This window comes from Streptodolium elevatio (genome assembly GCF_040649515.1).
GTDB classification, from domain to species: domain Bacteria; phylum Actinomycetota; class Actinomycetes; order Streptomycetales; family Streptomycetaceae; genus Yinghuangia; species Yinghuangia elevatio.
Map to the genome: position 1 here is coordinate 65,504 of NZ_JBEZFP010000027.1, position 17,323 is coordinate 82,826.

The 17,323-nt window shown below is 69.0% G+C and carries 14 protein-coding genes and 1 tRNA gene; 11 read left to right on the forward strand and 4 right to left on the reverse strand.

What is annotated here, in order from left to right; genetic code table 11:
- Window positions 1–237: 237 nt before the first annotated feature.
- Window positions 238–1,662 (forward strand): pyruvate kinase, encoded by a 1,425-nt coding sequence (gene pyk, locus AB0C36_RS13430; protein WP_358353202.1) that lies wholly within the window; start codon window positions 238–240, stop codon window positions 1,660–1,662.
- A gap of 65 nt (window positions 1,663–1,727) precedes the next feature.
- On the opposite strand, the gene AB0C36_RS13435 is transcribed toward pyk, so the two are convergent.
- Window positions 1,728–2,483 (reverse strand): transcriptional regulator, encoded by a 756-nt coding sequence (locus AB0C36_RS13435; protein ID WP_358353204.1) that lies wholly within the window; start codon window positions 2,481–2,483, stop codon window positions 1,728–1,730.
- 85 nt (window positions 2,484–2,568) lie between these two features.
- Window positions 2,569–2,642, reverse strand: a tRNA-Leu gene (locus tag AB0C36_RS13440).
- A gap of 121 nt (window positions 2,643–2,763) precedes the next feature.
- On the opposite strand from AB0C36_RS13440, the gene AB0C36_RS13445 reads away from it, so the two are divergent.
- The 6 genes from AB0C36_RS13445 (at window position 2,764) to AB0C36_RS13470 (ending at window position 9,009) form a co-directional block, all read left to right on the forward strand.
- The gene (locus tag AB0C36_RS13445; protein ID WP_358353206.1) at window positions 2,764–3,384 is read left to right on the forward strand and encodes an ANTAR domain-containing response regulator; all 621 of its coding nucleotides are present in this window, start codon (window positions 2,764–2,766) and stop codon (window positions 3,382–3,384) included.
- Between the two features lie 289 nt (window positions 3,385–3,673).
- Window positions 3,674–4,852 (forward strand): branched-chain amino acid ABC transporter substrate-binding protein, encoded by a 1,179-nt coding sequence (locus tag AB0C36_RS13450; RefSeq protein ID WP_358353208.1) that lies wholly within the window; start codon window positions 3,674–3,676, stop codon window positions 4,850–4,852.
- A 140-nt stretch (window positions 4,853–4,992) separates the two neighbouring features.
- Window positions 4,993–5,913, forward strand: coding sequence for a branched-chain amino acid ABC transporter permease (locus AB0C36_RS13455; protein WP_358353210.1), 921 nt, complete (start codon window positions 4,993–4,995; stop codon window positions 5,911–5,913).
- Window positions 5,910–7,295 (forward strand): branched-chain amino acid ABC transporter permease, encoded by a 1,386-nt coding sequence (locus AB0C36_RS13460; protein ID WP_358353212.1) that lies wholly within the window; start codon window positions 5,910–5,912, stop codon window positions 7,293–7,295. The genes AB0C36_RS13455 and AB0C36_RS13460 overlap by 4 nt, the downstream gene beginning before the upstream one ends.
- Window positions 7,292–8,236 (forward strand): ABC transporter ATP-binding protein, encoded by a 945-nt coding sequence (locus tag AB0C36_RS13465; RefSeq protein WP_358353214.1) that lies wholly within the window; start codon window positions 7,292–7,294, stop codon window positions 8,234–8,236. The genes AB0C36_RS13460 and AB0C36_RS13465 overlap by 4 nt, the downstream gene beginning before the upstream one ends.
- Window positions 8,233–9,009, forward strand: a complete 777-nt coding sequence (locus AB0C36_RS13470; protein WP_358353216.1) for an ABC transporter ATP-binding protein — start codon at window positions 8,233–8,235, stop codon at window positions 9,007–9,009. Before AB0C36_RS13465 ends, AB0C36_RS13470 begins: the two co-directional genes overlap by 4 nt.
- Before the next feature lie 76 nt (window positions 9,010–9,085).
- Here AB0C36_RS13470 and AB0C36_RS13475 read toward each other — a convergent pair whose 3' ends face one another.
- The gene (locus AB0C36_RS13475) at window positions 9,086–9,736 is read right to left on the reverse strand and encodes a hypothetical protein (protein WP_358353218.1); all 651 of its coding nucleotides are present in this window, start codon (window positions 9,734–9,736) and stop codon (window positions 9,086–9,088) included.
- A gap of 88 nt (window positions 9,737–9,824) precedes the next feature.
- Window positions 9,825–10,238 (reverse strand): hotdog fold thioesterase, encoded by a 414-nt coding sequence (locus AB0C36_RS13480; protein ID WP_358353231.1) that lies wholly within the window; start codon window positions 10,236–10,238, stop codon window positions 9,825–9,827.
- A 181-nt stretch (window positions 10,239–10,419) separates the two neighbouring features.
- Between AB0C36_RS13480 and polA the strand changes: the two genes are divergently transcribed.
- From polA to pgfA, 4 genes are all read left to right on the forward strand, one after another.
- The gene (gene polA, locus AB0C36_RS13485; RefSeq protein WP_358353219.1) at window positions 10,420–13,194 is read left to right on the forward strand and encodes a DNA polymerase I; all 2,775 of its coding nucleotides are present in this window, start codon (window positions 10,420–10,422) and stop codon (window positions 13,192–13,194) included.
- A gap of 373 nt (window positions 13,195–13,567) precedes the next feature.
- Window positions 13,568–15,550 carry a lytic transglycosylase domain-containing protein gene (locus tag AB0C36_RS13490; protein ID WP_358353221.1) on the forward strand — a complete coding sequence of 661 codons (1,983 nt, stop codon included), beginning with the start codon at window positions 13,568–13,570 and terminating at the stop codon, window positions 15,548–15,550.
- A 221-nt stretch (window positions 15,551–15,771) separates the two neighbouring features.
- Window positions 15,772–15,909 carry a hypothetical protein gene (locus tag AB0C36_RS13495; protein ID WP_358353223.1) on the forward strand — a complete coding sequence of 46 codons (138 nt, stop codon included), beginning with the start codon at window positions 15,772–15,774 and terminating at the stop codon, window positions 15,907–15,909.
- A 144-nt stretch (window positions 15,910–16,053) separates the two neighbouring features.
- Window positions 16,054–17,274, forward strand: coding sequence for a cell envelope lipid trafficking protein PgfA (gene pgfA, locus AB0C36_RS13500; protein WP_358353225.1), 1,221 nt, complete (start codon window positions 16,054–16,056; stop codon window positions 17,272–17,274).
- The last annotated feature ends 49 nt before the right edge of the window (window positions 17,275–17,323 follow it).

The window sequence follows — 17,323 nt, forward strand, 5'->3', positions numbered from 1 at the left end:
CGTCCGCCGGCGGGCTCCGTACGGTTTCCGTCCGCACAGCTTCCCGCGGCAGATCGCCGTCCGGCAGAACCATCCAGGGCCCCCGTGTCGTTGTTGTAGACGACACGGGGGCTTCTTCGTGGCGGCCGCCGTCCGATGCGGCGGCCGGGTTCCGAAACAACAAAATGTTGAGCGTTGTTAACCGGCAAATCGGACACCGCTCACTCACTACTTCACGGTAGGAACTAGGGTTGATTCATGCGTCGAGCGAAGATTGTCTGCACCCTGGGCCCAGCCACCAACAGCTACGAGCAGATCCGCACGCTCGTGGACGCAGGCATGGACGTAGCCCGCTTCAACCTCAGCCACGGCACCTACGCCGAGCATGAGGAGCGCTACCACCGCGTGCGCAAGGCGTCCGACGAGTCCGGCCGCAGCGTCGGCATCCTGATGGACCTGCAGGGCCCGAAGATCCGCCTCGGCAACTTCGCCGAGGGCCCCGTCCTGCTCGAACGCGGGGACGAGTTCACCATCACCACCGACGAGGTCCCGGGCGACCGCCACGAGGTCTCCACGACCTACAAGGGCCTCCCCGGCGACGTCGGCAAGGGCGAGCGCATCCTCGTCGACGACGGCCGCGTGACGCTCGAGGTGACCGACGTGGAGGGCCCCCGGGTCCACACGATGGTCATCGAGGGCGGCATGGTCTCCGACCACAAGGGCCTCAACCTCCCCGGCGTCGCGGTGAGTGTGCCCGCGCTGTCCGAGAAGGACATCGAGGACCTGCGCTGGGCGCTGCGCATGCGCTGCGACCTGATCGCCCTCTCCTTCGTGCGCAGCGCGAAGGACATCGAGGACGTCCACCGCATCATGGACGAGGCCGGCTACCGCGTCCCGGTCATCGCCAAGATCGAGAAGCCCCAGGCGGTCGCCAACCTGGAGGGGATCGTCGAGGCGTTCGACGCGGTCATGGTGGCCCGCGGCGATCTCGGCGTCGAGATGCCGCTCGAACAGGTGCCGCTGGTCCAGAAGCGCTGCATCACGCTCGCCCGGGCGAACGCCAAGCCGGTCATCGTCGCGACGCAGATGCTGAACTCCATGATCAGCGCCTCGCGCCCGACGCGCGCCGAGGCCTCGGACGTCGCCAACGCGGTCCTGGACGGCACCGACGCGGTGATGCTCTCGGGCGAGACCTCGGTCGGCAAGTACCCGATCGAGACCGTCAAGACGATGGCCCGCATCATCTGCGCCGCTGAGGAGTCCTCCGCGCTCCAGGAGGAACTGCGCAGCCTGCCGGACCCGCGCACGCAGGGCGGCGTCATCGCCGCGGCGGCCGCGGAGATCGGCGAACGCCTGGGCGCGAAGTACCTCGTCGCGTTCACCCAGAGCGGTGACACGGCCCGGCGCCTGTCGCGCTACCGGCCGATGATCCCGACGCTGGCCTTCACGCCGGAGCCCGGCGTGCGCAGTCAGCTGTCGCTGACCTGGGGCGTGGAGACGTTCCTCGGCGAACTGTGCGAGCACACCGACGAGATGGTGCAGCAGGTGGACGCGTCGCTGCTGAACATCGGCCGTTGCAAGCCGGGCGACGTGGTCATCATCACGGCCGGCTCGCCGCCGGGTGTCCCCGGGTCGACCAACATGATCCGCGTGCACCACATAGGAGAAATGCTCGCCAAGTAGGCGGCGAACTCCCCAGCGCAGTACGGCCGGTGGCCGGGACCGAAAAGTCCCGGCCACCGGCCGTCTCAGTATTTCGGGCCGACGTGGAGGTCCATGAGCGCAACGGATTCCCGCCGGGCTATCGAGATGTTCTTGTGGTTGGCCCGCTTCCACGCGACACCGAGTGAGTCGAGCGTGTCGGTCATCAGACGCATGATGTCCGCGGACATGTTGGTGAACATGTAGCGCGGGTACTCGTAGCGCTTGGACTGTCCGCCGACGATTCGGGTGGTCCAGTTGGTGAAGCGCGTGCCGTCGGAGTGGATCAGTCCCCGGACCAGCGGCCAGGGATGCGCGGACACGATCTCCTTTTGCCAGTCGGCGAGTTCGATGACGCGCTTGTGCTTAGGGCCGGGCCCGTGCTGCGGGAACAGGCAAGGCCAGTGCTTCCACAGGGACGTGACCATGTGGCACCCCTGGCCGGGAACGCGGAACACCCTGCTGTCCGGCCGCACGGCGAGCATGGCGGCCGCGCATTCGTCCATGAGCCCCGGCCAGCCGTCCGAACAGGCGATGCGGAGGCCGTGAACTCCTCTGCGGTAGCTGCTGATGCAGCCGTCGCCGAGGTAGAGGCCGAGCAGGTACGCGTAGCTGCCGGGCGGGGCCGGCGGCCGGGGCACGCCGCAGCAACGGATGCAGCTGCTGGGCTTCTTGGGCTGGGGGTGGGCGCGCCAGTAGCGGATCGTCGCATGGGCGACGCCGAGTTCGCGGCTGACGGAGGCCATGGTGCGGCCCTGGGCGAGGAGCTTGAACGCGAGTTCTCGCGTGGCGGTGTCGTACATGCGTTCAAGCCTGAATTGCCATCGAACGCGTGTCCGGGAAATGCGAGAGGGTCACCCGAATGGCCGAGTGACCCTCTTTGTCAGGTACCCCGAGTCGGACTCGAACCGACAACACGACGGGTTTGAGCCATCGTCCTCTGCCAATTGGGATATCGGGGCTTATTTTAGGATATGTCCGGTTCATCCTTTTTGTTGTGAGCGGAAGTACCCTCCGCGGTGCCCAGCGTACCGCGTCTCGGTACCCTTCTGCCTGCAGGTATCGCCCCAACCGAGGAGTGCCGTGACGTCAGCCGCCAGCCAGCAGGAACCGAAGACCGGCGACTCCGTCATCCGTGTGGTCATCGCCGAGGACGAGGCTCTCATCCGCCTGGATCTCAAGGAGATGTTGGAGGAGGAGGGCTACCGCGTCGTCGGCGAGGCCGGGGACGGGGCCGCGGCGGTGCGGCTGGTCGAGGAGCACCGGCCGGACCTGGTGATCCTGGACGTCAAGATGCCGATCCTGGACGGCATCTCCGCGGCCGAGCAGATCGCCGCGGCGCGCATGGCGCCGGTGCTGATGCTGACCGCGTTCTCGCAGCGCGAGCTGGTGGAACGGGCCCGCGACGCGGGTGCCATGGCGTACCTGGTGAAGCCGTTCACCAAGGGCGACCTTGTTCCGGCAATCGAGATGGCGGTTTCGAGGTTTACCGAACTCTCCGCCCTGGAACGCGAGGTCGAGGACCTGACGCAGCGTCTGGAGACCCGCAAACTCGTCGATCGGGCGAAGTCGGTGCTCCAGGAGCGGTACGGGCTGTCCGAACCTGAGGCCTTCCGCTGGATCCAGAAAACCTCGATGGACCGGCGGCTCTCGATGCGGGCCGTCGCGGAGGTCGTGGTGTCCGGAGGCGAAGTGGGGGAGTAGGCCCCGTTTTTCGCGCGTAGACCCTAAAAGTCGCCCCGATCTGTCCTGATTGGGGCGACTTTGTTCTTCTTTAGCAGAAGCGGCACCGGTTTGGCGAGCATCTGAGCTTCCTCTGAGGTTCCGGTTTCCCTGCGGTGACGTTTGATTACGGCCGCATCACATCTCATCCCGTGGACTCCCGCGCCCGGCTTTCCGAGAGCTACATTTCGGCGCACCGCGCACAAACGCCGCGGTCGCCCGATCGTTTCGGGTTATTCGGTTCCCGTCAGAACACTCAAGGGGTTGGGCTGTGCTGAAGCGAAGCATGATCAAAATCGCGCTGCCAGTGGCGGCATCGGCACTGGTGCTGAGCGCCTGCGGCAGTGACGACGACTCGGGTGACGGCGGCAAGACCTACACCATCGGGTTCCAGGCCGGACTCTCCGGCGAGAACGCGCAGCTGGGCATCAACGAGGCCAACGGCGCCGAACTCGCGGTCGTGCAGTGGAACAACCAGCCGAACGTGCCGTTCAAGATCAAGCTCACCAAGTCGGACGACGAGGCCTCCGAGACGAAGGCTGCCTCCGCGGCGCAGAAGCTGATCGACGACAGCAAGGTCATCGCCGTCATCGGCCCCGCGTTCTCGGGTCCGACCAAGGCCTCCGGCGCGCTGTACGCGCAGGCCAAGCTGGCGACGGTCTCGCCGTCGGCGACCAACCCGACGCTGACCGACCCGAGCAACGGTTTCACTTCGCTGCTCCGCGGCGTGCCCAACGACTTCGCGCAGGGCAGCGGCATGGCGACGTACTACGCGCAGAAGCTGAAGCTGAAGAAGGTCCTCATAGTCGACGACAAGTCCGAGTACGGCGTGGGCCTGTCGGACGTGGCGAAGGCCGAGCTGACCAAGGCCGGCGTCCAGGTCGTCAGCGAGTCGGTGCCGAAGGGCACCCCGGACTACACCTCGGCCGCGACCACGGTGAAGAACTCCGGTGCGGACGGCATGATCTACGCCGGCTACTACCAGGATGCCGCGCCCTTCGCGAAGAAGCTGAAGGAGCAGGGTGTCAAGATCCCGATGATCTCCGGTGACGGCACCAACGACCCGAAGTTCATCGAGCTGGCCGGCGACGCGGCCGACAACTGGTACCTGACGTGCCCGTGCACCGACGCCAAGGTCGAGCCGGCCACCAAGGACTTCACCACCGCGTACACCGCGCAGTTCAAGGAGGCGCCGAGCACGTACTCGGCCGAGTCCTTCGACCTGACGAACATGGTCATCCAGGAGATCAAGAAGCTCGACGAGGCGGGTACCAAGATCACCCGTGAGCTGATGCTGACCAACCTGAAGAAGGCGTCGTACAAGGGCCTGACGAAGACCTTCAGCTTCGACGAGAAGGGCGAGTTCGCGGGCAAGGGCATCTACCTGTACGAGGTCAAGGCCGGAAAGATCGGCTACCTCGGCAACATCGAAGAGCTGGCCAAGAGCTGACGAGGCGCGGCATCGCCGACGCACCGTGACGGTCCGCGGGGTCCGGGTCCGCTCCTTCGACCCGGACCCCGCGCCCGTGCGGTGAGCCGTGCGCCAACGCCCCCTGCCTGCGCTCTCACTCGCCTCAGGAAGCCTTGCCAATGAACCTCAACGAGTTCTGGGACTACCTCATCCCGGGGATCGCGCTCGGCGCGCTGTACGCCGTGATCGCGATCGGATACACGCTGGTGTACGGCGTGCTCCAGCTCATCAACTTCGCGCACAGCGAAGTCTTCATGATGGGCGGGTTCGCGGCGCTGTTGGTGCTCACCGGCATCGAAGCGTCCAACCCGACGGGCCTCATGTCCGTCCTCCTCGTCGCCGTCGGCCTGCTCGCCGCAGGACTCGCCGGCGCGGGAACCGCGTTCGCCCTCGAGAAAGCGGCCTACCGGCCGTTGAGAAAGCGAAACGCACCTCGTCTCGCGTTCCTCATCAGTGCGATCGGCGCGTCGTTCTTCCTGCAGAACCTCGCCGGGAAGCTCTTCGGGCGCGACCCGAAGGCGATCCCCGAGATCTTCACGAACAAGAAGGTCTTCTCGGTCTTCGGCACCCAGGTCACCGTGCTCCAACTGCTGATCGTGGGTTCCGCGATCGCCATGATGGTCGGCCTCGACCTGCTGGTGAACCGCACCAAGATGGGGGCCGGCATCCGCGCGGTCGCCCAGGACGCGGAGACGGCCAGCCTGATGGGCGTCGACATCGACAAGGTCATCTCGCGCACCTTCCTCGTCGGCGGCCTCATGGGCGGCGCGGCGGGCTTCCTGTTCGGGCTCAACTCGCAGGTGTCGTTCACGATGGGCTTCCTGCCCGGCATCACGGCGTTCGCCGCGGCGGTCGTGGGCGGCGTCGGCAACATCCGCGGCGCCATGCTCGGCGGCATGCTGCTGGGCATCGTGGAGAACTTCTCCGGCTGGTGGTTCGGAGAGGAATGGCGCTACGTCAGCGCGTTCGCGGTGCTGATCCTGGTGCTCATGTTCCGCCCGACGGGCATCATGGGTGAACGTCTGGGGAGGTCGGCATGAGTGCCGTCAAGACTCTCGACCGGCAGCCGGTCACCGAGACCGCACGCCGGATCGCCGCGCTGCGCAAGGGCAAGTGGTACCAGCAGCAGCGCTGGGCCAGGCTGATGGGCCTGGTGTTCGCCGCCGTGGTGCTCGACGTGATGGCCGGCCCGCAGGGCAGTTCCAGCGATGTGTTCTTCGCGCTGGAGGCGGTCTACAAGGAGCCCACGTCGCTGATCGTGTGGATCGCGGTCATGGTGGGTGTGTGGGCGTTCGCCGAGTTCGGCTGGGGGTACGTCAAGCCGTACTTCGACTGGACCAAGGCCAAGGCCACCGAAGCGGGTTCGAGCGTGCGGCAGGTGACGGCCGACCGGCGGGTGAAATGGCCGCTCGGCGTCGGTGTCGCGGTGCTGCTGATCGCGCTGCCGGAGATGCTCAGCACGTACTGGAACCAGGTGCTGGTCGGCGAGGTGGCGGTCTACGTCCTGCTCGCGATCGGCCTCAACGTGGTGGTCGGCTGGGCCGGTCTGCTGGACCTGGGCTTCATCGCGTTCTTCGCGATCGGCGCGTACAGCGCGGCGTACTGGACCGGCGCGCTGCCGGTCGAACCGCCGGTCGAGCTCACGCCGTTCCTGGTGATCCCGGTCGCGGTGCTCACGTGTCTGATCGCGGGCCTGCTGCTCGGCGCGCCGACGCTGCGGCTGCGCGGCGACTACCTGGCGATCGTGACGCTCGGCTTCCACGAGATCATCTACCTGATCGCGAAGAACAAGGAGGACTTCACCAACGGTCCTCGCGGCGCCACCGGCATTCCGGGTTTCGAACTGGACCTGGGTTTCTGGGACTACAAGTGGGGGCTGGACCCCAAGCAGTACTGGTGGCTGATCCTGGCGTTCGCCGCGGTGCTGGTCTTCGTCTTCCGGCGGCTGGAGCACTCGCGGGTCGGCCGCGCGTGGACGGCGATCCGCGAGGACGAGGTCGCGGCGGCCGCGAACGGCGTCGACACGGTCAAGTTCAAGCTGATGGCCTTCGCGATCGGTGCGTCGACGTCCGGTATCGCGGGCGTGATCTACGCGTCGAAGCAGCAGTTCATCTCGCCGGAGTCGTTCATCCTGCTCAGCTCGGTGCTGGTGATCGCGTACGTGATCTTCGGCGGCATGGGCTCGCTGTGGGGTGTCATCGTCGGCACCGCGTTCCTGGCCTGGCTCCCGCAGCGCCTCAAGGAGTTCGTGGACCCCAAGGACCGCTACATGTACCTGGGCGCGCTGCTGGTGGTCATGATGATCTACCGGCCGCAGGGCCTCATCCCTTCCCGGCGGCGCAAGCGTGAGCTGACACTGGCCAAGCAGGGCATCGGGGACGCGGACGCGATGACCGAACCGGTCGGCGGGAGGATGGGATGAGCACGACCGTGACGAAGACGGCGGGTGTCGGCGGGGCGGTGTCCGACGCGGTGATCGCGGTCAGCGGGCTGACGCTGCGTTTCGGCGGCCTGGTCTGCCTCTCCGAGGTCGAACTGACGCTGCGCCGCGGGGAGATCCTCGCGGTGATCGGCCCGAACGGGGCCGGCAAGACGTCGCTGTTCAACTCGCTGACCGGCGTGTACGTCCCGCAGGAGGGTTCGATCACGCTGAACTCGGTCGACGGGAACACGCATTCGCTGCTGGGCCGGAAGACGCACGTGGTCAACCGGCTCGGCCTGGCCCGGACGTTCCAGAACATCCGGCTGTTCGCCGCGCTCACCGCGCTGGAGAACGTCAAGATCGCGGCGGAGACGCGGCAGAAGTCGGGTCCGGTCGGCATCATGCTGGGCCTGCCGCACGCCCGCCGCAACGAGCGCGAGAGCGACCGGCGCGCACACGAGCTCATGGAGTTCGTGGGCCTCGGGGGCAAGATCAACGAGCTGGCCTCGTCGCTGAGTTACGGCGACCAGCGCAGGCTGGAGATCGCCCGGGCGCTGGCGACCGACCCGCAGGTGCTGCTGCTGGACGAGCCGGCGGCCGGCACCAACCCGACCGAGAAGCTCGAACTCGCCGACCTGATCAAGCACATCAACCGCGAGCTGGGCATCAGCGTCCTGCTGATCGAGCACGACATGCGCTTGGTGATGTCCGTGGCGGACCGTGTCACAGTGCTCAACTTCGGCAAGGTCATCGCTTCCGGTACGCCTTCCGAGGTGCAGCGGAACCGGGCTGTGGTGGAGGCGTACCTCGGTGCCGAGATGGCCGCCGAGGTGCTGGACGCGGGCCCGTCCGACACCGGTGTCGCGGCCGGCGCGGGGGTCGCGGGCGGCGCGGACGAGGGCAAGGCGGCCGGCGCGGTCGGCGGCGAGGAGGAGCGATGAGCACGACAGAGGCTCCCGACGTGACCGGGAAACCGACCCTGGCGAAGGGCCAGGAGACCGCGGCGCTTCTCGAACTGCGCCATCTGAAGGTGTCCTACGGCGCCATCGAGGCGATCAAGGGCATCGACGTGATGGTGCGCGAGGGCGAGATCGTCACGCTGCTGGGTGCCAACGGCGCGGGCAAGACGACGACGCTGCGCACGATTTCGGGGCTGCTCAGGCCGAAAGCCGGCGAGATCCTCTTCGAGGGTGAGCGCATCGACGGCGTCCCGGCGCACCATGTGGTGGGCCTGGGCATCGGGCAGTCGCCGGAGGGCCGCCGGGTGTTCCCGACCATGACGGTCGTGGAGAACCTGGAGATGGGCGCGTACCGCTTCAAGTCCGTGCCCCAGGAGGACATGGAGCGGGTCTTCGACCTGTTTCCGCGTCTGCGTGAGCGGCGTTCGCAGTACGCGGGCACGCTGTCGGGTGGTGAGCAGCAGATGCTCGCGATCGGCCGCGCGCTGATGGGCCGTCCGCGGTTGCTGCTGCTGGACGAGCCGTCGATGGGTCTCGCGCCGCTGATCGTCGCGCAGATCTTCGCGATCATCCAGGAGATCAACGCGCAGGGCACCACGGTGCTGCTGGTGGAGCAGAACGCGGCGCAGGCGCTGGCGCTGTCGGACCGGGCGTACGTCCTGGAGACCGGCAACGTCCAGCTGAGCGGTTCGGCGCAGGATCTGCTCGCGGACCCGCGGGTGCGCGAGGCGTACCTCGGCGAGGGCGCCGGCTGACCGGATGCGCTGACCGAAACGGCCTGGGGTGCCTCGGAGTTCGTCTCCGGGGCACCCTTTGCCGTGGGCGGTCCCGTTACTGCCGTTCCCAGGTGTGCGCGGGCAGCGCGACCTCGGCGGGGAGGGACTCGTCTGTCGCGCGCACCCGGATCGCGACCGGCCGGCGGTCGGCCGGGATGTCGAACCAGTAGCTCAGCACCACGATGTTGCGGGCGCCCATCTGCTGCACCTGCTGCTGTCGCTTGATCTGCATGACGATGTCGTCGGGTATGAGTTCGGAGCCGTCGTCGAGCACGATCTTCTGGATGCGGCTGTCGATGTTCGCGGTGACGAGCTGCTGGTTGTCGAGGCGTACGCCGACCCGGCAGATCTGGCCGCGCGCGTAGTACTCCGCGTGGGTGCCGGTGGTGAACGCCATGCCGCAGTGGAAGGCGGTGACGCGCACTTCGAGGCGGTCGCTGCGCACGGGCGCGGAGTCGACGACGACGTCGCCCTCGTAGACGTAGGGGACCTCGGGTTTGTCGTCGGGCCAGGTCGCGGCCGCGACGCCGGCGGCGGTGCCGGCGCCGGCGAGGAGGCCGAGCGCGGCCGCGGCGGCGAGGAGCCGTCGGCGCGGGCGGCGTGGTGGGGCTTGTGCGGCAGGTACGTCCGGTGGGACCTGTGCTGCCGGTGCGTCCGGTGGTGCCTGCGCGGCCTCGGCCGCTATGCCGGCGGTCTCCTCGCCCATGCGACACCTCCCCGTGCGCACGCCGTCGGCCGGCTGCGTCGGCAGTACGCTACGGGCCGCGCGTGCCGGTGTCAGCGCGTTCGCGGGGTCAGCGCTCGCGGCGGATCATGCAGCTCAGCCGGGCGGTGCAGATGCGCTTGCCGCTCTCGTCGGTGATGGCGATCTCGTACGTCGCAAGGGCACGGCCGAGGTGCAGCGGCGTGGCGACGCCGGTCACGAGGCCGGACGTCGCGGAGCGGTGGTGCGTGGCGTTGATCTCGATACCGACGGTGATCGCGTCGGGACCGGCGTGGATCGCGGCGCCGATGGAGCCGAGTGTCTCGGCGAGCACGCAGGAGGCGCCGCCGTGCAGCAGGCCGTACGGCTGCATGTTGCCCTCGACGGGCATGGTTCCGACCAGCCGTTGCGCGGACGCCTCGTGGATGACGATGCCCATGCGGCCGCCGAGCGTCTCGGTGGCCCGCGGGTTCCCGAAGACCTTGGTGAGGTCGTCGACGGGCATCGGGAAGGCGAGGTCGGGGGCGTCGGGGCCGGGCTCGGAGCCGGTGGCGTGCGTGGGGTCGGGGGTGGCGGTCATGTGCTGCTCCTGGTGGGGCGGGTGGGGCGGTAGTGCGGCCACGGTTCGGCCACTCGGGTGGAGTGACATGACCGGATGTGTCGGCGTCCCAGCCTAGGATCTGTTCGTGGCTTCCACCGACACACCCCAGGCTCCTGTCCGTTCCGCCTCCGCCTCCCGGCCGCGGCTGCTGCTCCTCGACGGGCACTCGTTGGCCTACCGCGCGTTCTATGCGCTCAAGGAGGCCGCGATGTCGACGGCCACCGGGCAGCCGACCCAGGCGGTGTACGGGTTCACGTCGATGCTGGCGAACGTGCTGCGCGACGAGGCGCCCACGCATCTCGGTGTGGCGTTCGACGTGTCGCGGCAGTCCTTCAGGACCGAGCGGTTCCCGGACTACAAGGCGAACCGTTCCGCGACGCCCGACGAGTTCAAGGGGCAGGTCGAGCTGATCGTCGAGGTGCTGGAGGCCATGGGCATCCGCACCATGCGGGTGGAGGGCTTCGAGGCGGACGACGTCATCGCGACGGTGTCCACGCGCGCCGCCGACGAGGGCTACGAGGTGCTGATCCTCACCGGGGACCGCGATTCGCTGCAGTTGGTGACGCCGGACATCACGGTGCTCTATCCGATGATGGGCGTCAGCAAGCTGCACCGGTTCACGCCGGACGCGGTGGCGGAGAAGTACCAGCTGACGCCGCAGCAGTACCCGGACTTCGCGGCCCTGCGCGGCGACCCGTCCGACAACCTGCCGGGCATCCCCGGGGTCGGCGAGAAGACGGCGGCCAAGTGGATCCGCGAGTTCGGCTCCTTCCAGGAGCTGGTCGAGCGGGCCGACGAGGTCAAGGGCAAGGCCGGGCAGAACCTGCGCGACCACCTGGAGGCGGTGCGGCTCAACCGCGAACTGACCGAGCTGGTGCGCGACGTGCCGCTCGAGGTCGTGCCGGACGATCTGGAGCGCAAGGCGTTCGACCGGTCGGCGGTGGAACGGGTGCTGGACTCCCTGGAGTTCCGCAACGACAACTTCCGCGACCGGCTGTGGGCGGTCGACCCGGGCGCGGCGGCCGCGCAGGGCGGCGAGGAGGTGCCCGTCGAGGACGGCTTCACGCTGGAGACCACGGTCCTGGAGACCGGCGCGGTCGCGGACTGGCTTGCGGAGCACGCCTCGGGGGCCGGCCGCACGGGTCTCGCCGTAGAGGGTACGTGGGGCCGCGGGACCGGCTCGGTGACCGGGCTGGCGCTCGCCGGCTCGGACGGCGCGGCGGCGTACCTCGACCCGCTGGTGCTGGACGAGGCGGACGACGCGGCGCTCGCGGGGTGGCTCGCGGACCCGGACCGGACGAAGGCGGTGCACGACGCCAAGGGGCCGATGCTGGCGCTGAAGGCGCAGGGCTGGGAGCTGGCGGGGGTCACCTCGGACACCGCGCTCGGCGCGTACCTCGTGCTGCCCGGGCAGCGGTCGTTCGCGCTGGAGACGCTGACGCACCGGTTCCTCGGCCGGGAGCTGAAGGTCGACGAGGCCACCGACAACGGGCAGTTGGCGCTCGACATGTCGGGTGAGGACGAGGAGGACACCGCGAAGGGCGAGGCGCTGATGCTCGCCGCGCACGCGGTGGTCGAGGTCGCGGACGCGCTCGACGAGCAGTTGGAGAGCCGGGGCGCGCTGAAGCTGCTGCGCGACATGGAGTTGCCGCTGATGACGGTGCTGGCGCGCATGGAGCGCGTGGGCATCGCGGCGGACCGGGACTACCTGGACAAGCTGGAGGCGCAGTTCGGGGCGGCGGTCAAGCAGGCCACCGAGCTCGCCCACGAGGCGGTGGGCCGCGAGTTCAACCTCGGGTCGCCCAAGCAGCTTCAGGAGATCCTGTTCGGGGAGATGAACCTCCCGAAGACCAAGAAGATCAAGACGGGTTACACGACGGACGCGGACGCGCTGGTGTGGCTCGCCACCCAGCCGGGCATCCCGGCGCCCGCGCAGGATCTGCTGACCGCGCTGTTGCGGCACCGCGACCAGACCAAGCTGAAGGTGACCGTCGAGGGACTGGTCAAGACGGTCACCGATGACGGGCGCATCCACACGACGTTCCACCAGACGGTCGCGGCGACCGGGCGGCTGTCGTCGTCGGACCCGAACCTGCAGAACATCCCGATCCGCACCGACGAAGGGCGGCTGATCCGGCGCTCGTTCGTGGTCGGCGAGGGCTTCGAGGGGCTGCTGACCGCCGACTACAGCCAGATCGAGCTGCGCATCATGGCGCACCTGTCGGGTGACGAGGCGCTGATCGAGGCGTTCACGTCCGGCGAGGACCTGCACAACACCGTGGCGTCGGCGGTGTTCGGGGTGCCGACCAGCGGGGTCGACGCGGAGATGCGCCGCAAGATCAAGGCGATGTCGTACGGACTGGCCTACGGGCTCTCGGCGTTCGGGCTGTCGCAGCAGCTCGACATCACGCCGGAGGAGGCCCGCAAGCTGATGGCGACGTACTTCGAGCGCTTCGGCGGCGTACGGGACTACCTGCGCGCGGTCGTCGACGAGGCGCGGCAGACCGGCTACACCGAGACGGTGTTCGGACGCCGCCGCTACCTGCCGGACCTGACGAGCGACAACCGGCAGCGCCGCGAGATGGCGGAGCGCATGGCGTTGAACGCGCCGATCCAGGGGTCGGCGGCGGACATCGTCAAGGTGGCGATGCTGGGCGTCGACAAGGCGCTGCGGGACGGCGATTTCGTGTCGCGGATACTGCTGCAGGTGCACGACGAACTGGTGATGGAGATCGCGCCGGGGGAGCGGGCCGCGGTCGAGGAGCTGGTCCGGCGGGAGATGGCGGGCGCGTATCCGCTGCGGGCGCCGCTCGACGTGTCGGTGGGCTTCGGCGCGACATGGGAGGACGCGGGGCACTAGGCCTGTCTCGTGCCGTCTTGACTTGTCGCTTCGCGTGCGCGGGCGGGGGATGGCGCGGGGCGCAGTGCCGTGATGTGGGGGCGGGAACCGGGTGCGGTTCCCGCCCTTCGGCGTACCGGCGTGGTGACACGTGTCGGCCTCGTCGCGGTGCACTGATAAACGCACGGAACCATGACATATGCCGCCGAGGGGGTAGAGCGGCGGCGGAACCTGACGTAGGTTCATGTCCGCTCGTCGCCCCGCCGGTTCGGCCCGATCCGGTGCACATGGGCCGGCGCGCCGACATGCAGCCAGGCGAAGGGGGCGGTTCGTGGACGAGGCCGAACGGGGGCCCGGTCCGCGGGATCCGGAGATACCGCAAGAGCCAGAGGTCATGAGTGAGGCGCCGACGACGGCGCCGTCCGCGGACACCGAGGACCGGTCGGCCCCGGCGGCCTCCGACGGGGACTGGACCCGCAATCTGACGACGATCGCGGTCGTGGCGCCCAAGCCGCGGCCGGGCGGCGGACCAGCGGCCGACTCTGCCGATGCCGACTCTGCCGATGCCGGCGCCGCGGATGCCGACTCCACGGCTGCCGACGCCGCGGACGCCGACTCCACCGACGGCGACTCCGCGGGAACCGCGGCTGATGCGGAGTCCTCCGATGCGGACTCCGCCGACGACGAGGTGCCGCTCGTGTTGCCTCGGCGCCGCGGTGACGACGCCGCGCCGGCGGAGGACGCCGTACCCGCCGCCGAGAAGCCTTTCGTGCCCGGTCCGACACCCGCACCCGAGCCGCCGGTCGAGGATGCGGCGGACACGCGCCTGAAGTCGTTGGTGGCGGCATGGGTGGCGGTCTCGGACACCGAGACCCCCGACGGGACTTCCGCGCAGCCTACGGACGAGACCCCGGACGAGACCCCGGACGAGACTTCGCACGACACCTCGGTCGCAAGCCTGGCCGAGAGCGAGAGCGAGACCGAAACCGAGGCCGAGGCCGTTGCGGCGCCCGCCGCGGTCGAGGCTGCTACGGCATCGCCAACTGACATCCCCGAAGCGGACGTTGACGGTACGGCCGACCCGGAGTCGGGCGAAGGCGCCGACGGAGCCGGGGACGGCCCGGCGGCCGAGGACCCCGACACCGCCCTCCTCAGTCCCGTCGAGCCCGCAGGAGGGCCCGACACGGCCCTTCTCAGCCCCGTCGGGCAGTCCGGCGCCAAGGGCGCGGACCTCGACTCGTGGGTGGCCTCGCTCGGCGCCCGGCCCAAGGAGTTGGCGGACAAGCCCGGTGCGGCCTCCGCGGACACCCCGGCCGAGGCCAAGTCCGAGGCCGAGGACGCCGGCAACGAGGCCAAGGAGACCGTCCCCGCGCGCCGCCGGTTCATCAACCCGTGGCTGGGCGGCGCCGCGGTGGTCGCGCTCCTGCTCGCCGGAGCGGCGGCCGTGGAGAACCCGTTCACGATGGCCACCGCGGAACGCGTACCGGTCTCGGACGTGCCCCGGATGTCCGACCCCGAGCCGGACCAGGACAACGGGCCGGTCAACGGCGGGCTGCCGGTGAACCTCGAACTGCCGCCGGTGCTCCCGGCGGCCGCGCCGGGGGCGAGCGTGGCGCCGTCCGCGTCACCGTCCGGACCGGCGTCGTCGGGGCAGCCCTTCACGCTGCCGCCGGTGCAGTCCCAGACGCCCGCGTCGACGGTCACCGGCTCGAACGGCATTCCGCAGCTGGTGTTGTCGGCGTACAAGCAGGCCGCCGAGTACACCGCGAAGGCCGACCCAAAGTGCCGGCTCCCGTGGGAACTCCTGGCGGCGGTCGGGCGCGTGGAGTCCGGGCATGCGAACGGCGGGCAGGTGAGCACCACCGGGACCGCGCTGACGCCGATCCTGGGGCCGCGCCTGGACGGTACGCGGTCGACGAAGGCGATCCGCGACACCGACAAGGGCACGTTGGACTTCGACACCGAGTTCGACCGCGCGGTCGGGCCGATGCAGTTCATCCCGACGTCGTGGAAGGCGTACGCGATGGACGGCAACAAGGACGGCAAGAAGGACCCGCAGAACGTCTACGACGCGACCCTGACCGCCGCGCGCTACCTGTGTGCGGGGGACCGGGACCTGTCGACGGAAGCGGGGCTGGACAAGGCGATCTTCAGCTACAACCAGTCGCCCGAGTACGTGCGTTCGGTCAAGGCGTGGACGGTCTTCTACCGGCAGGGGGTGCGGCCCGTCGTCGTGCCGCCCGCGCCGCCCGCGACCAGTTCGAAGCCGCCGACGCAGCAGGCCCCGACGTCGCCCTCGTCGTCCAAGTCCACCTCGAAGGCGCCCGCCACGACCACGAAGTCGGCGCCGAAGACGTCGCGCGCACCGAGCTCCTGAGCACCCCGGATCGCAATAACAGAAACGTGTTCTCGTTACTCCCCCTTCGCGCGTACCGCGGAGGGGGAGTTTCGGTATCGGCGAATGCGCAGATGGTGACGGCATGTTGTGCCAAACGTGCGGTCGCAACAGTGAATGTTCGCGAGAAATCTGAAACGTGTTCTCATTCCGTGGCTTCCTTGCTAGCGTGCGGTCTCCGTGAGCGCAAAGGAGAGTTTTTGATGCGTGCCTTCGCCGCGGTCGTCATCGGCCTGCTGCTCGCCGTGGGAGTGGCCTACTCGCTGGCCGCCTTCGCGGTCCCGGAGCCCAAGGCCATCGACAAGCCGCTCGAGGTGACCCAGGTCCCCGCGAAGCCCTGAGGACTGCCGGACGCGGCAGTTGCCGGACACACGGCCTCACCCGCGGGGCCGGTACCTCCCGAACATTCCGAAGAACCCGTACGTCCCGCACAACCCGCATGAACGCAATCTGTAACTCGCTCCATCGGCAAGGGGACATTCTCGATGCGTCGTAGGTCCAGCCTGGTCCTTCTGGCACTGGCGGTGTTTTGCGTGGCACTCGCCCCGCTGCTCCGCGAGTACGCCTTCCCGCGCCTGGTCGCGAAGGCGCTGAAGAGCGACAAGGCGTACAAGGTGATGGTCCTCGAAGCCCAGAACGCGACGCTCTTCGGCGATCCGAAGGGCGAGGGCAAGGCCACCGCCACGATCATCCAGACGGTCCGGCCGAACCCGGACGAGTCCGACGGACAGACGGTCGTCTGGGACATGAACCTCGCCATGCTCGACAGCGAGGGGAAGGTCGTCACCCAGATCCCGGAGCGCTACGCCTTCGACGCGGTCAGCCAGACGCCCCAGAACTGCTGCGGCGAGCACATCGACAGCAAGCCGGTCGCGCACACCGGCATCGCGTACAAGTGGCCCTTCTTCACCGAGAAGCGCGGCTACAACTACTACGACGCGCAGGCGCAGACGGCCGCGACGATCGACTACAAGCGCACCGAGAACTTCAACGGTCTTGAGGTCTACCTCTTCGAGCAGACGGTGCCGTGGAGCAAGGTGCCGATCCCCAGCCAGTTGCCCGGCGGCCTGAACCCCAAGGACGTCGAGGCAACCGGGATGGAGCGCTGGTACACCACCGTGCGCAAGTTCTGGGTCGAACCGGTCACCGGGGCGCCGGTGTACGCGGAGGAGATCCACAAAGAGGAGATGCGCACGCCCAACCCCGACGACCCGGCCAACCCGGGCAGGATCGTCGTCTTCGACGGCCACGTGAAGATGAAGGCCGAGTGGTCGAACAAGCTGATCGCGGACGCCAAGGAGCAGCGTTCGCAGATGCTGCTGATCCACGACCGCATCCCGCTCGGCCTGGTGGTCGTCGGCGTCCTGCTGCTGCTCGCCTCGCTGCTGTTGCAGTACCTGGGCAACCGCGAGCCGAAGACGCCGTCCGGTAAGCGGCGCCGCGGTCCCGATGCGGCCGGCGGTCCGGGTGAACCCGCGGCCGCGGCGGGCGCGGCCGGGTCTCCGGCGGCAGCCGCGCAGCCCGCACCGCCTGTACCGGTCGCCGCGGCTCCGGTGCCGGCGGCCACGGAGACGGCCGTCCTGCCGCGTATCCCGGTGTCCGGATCGGCCGAGATCGTGGCCGAGGCGCCGGTGCCGGCGAGCAACGGCAAGACACCGGCGACCGCCTACCCGGAGCGCCCGTCGGCGCCGCCGCCGACGGGCTGACCCGGTCCGCACAGACGCAGCGTGAGGGCCCGCCTCCGGTCGACCGGAG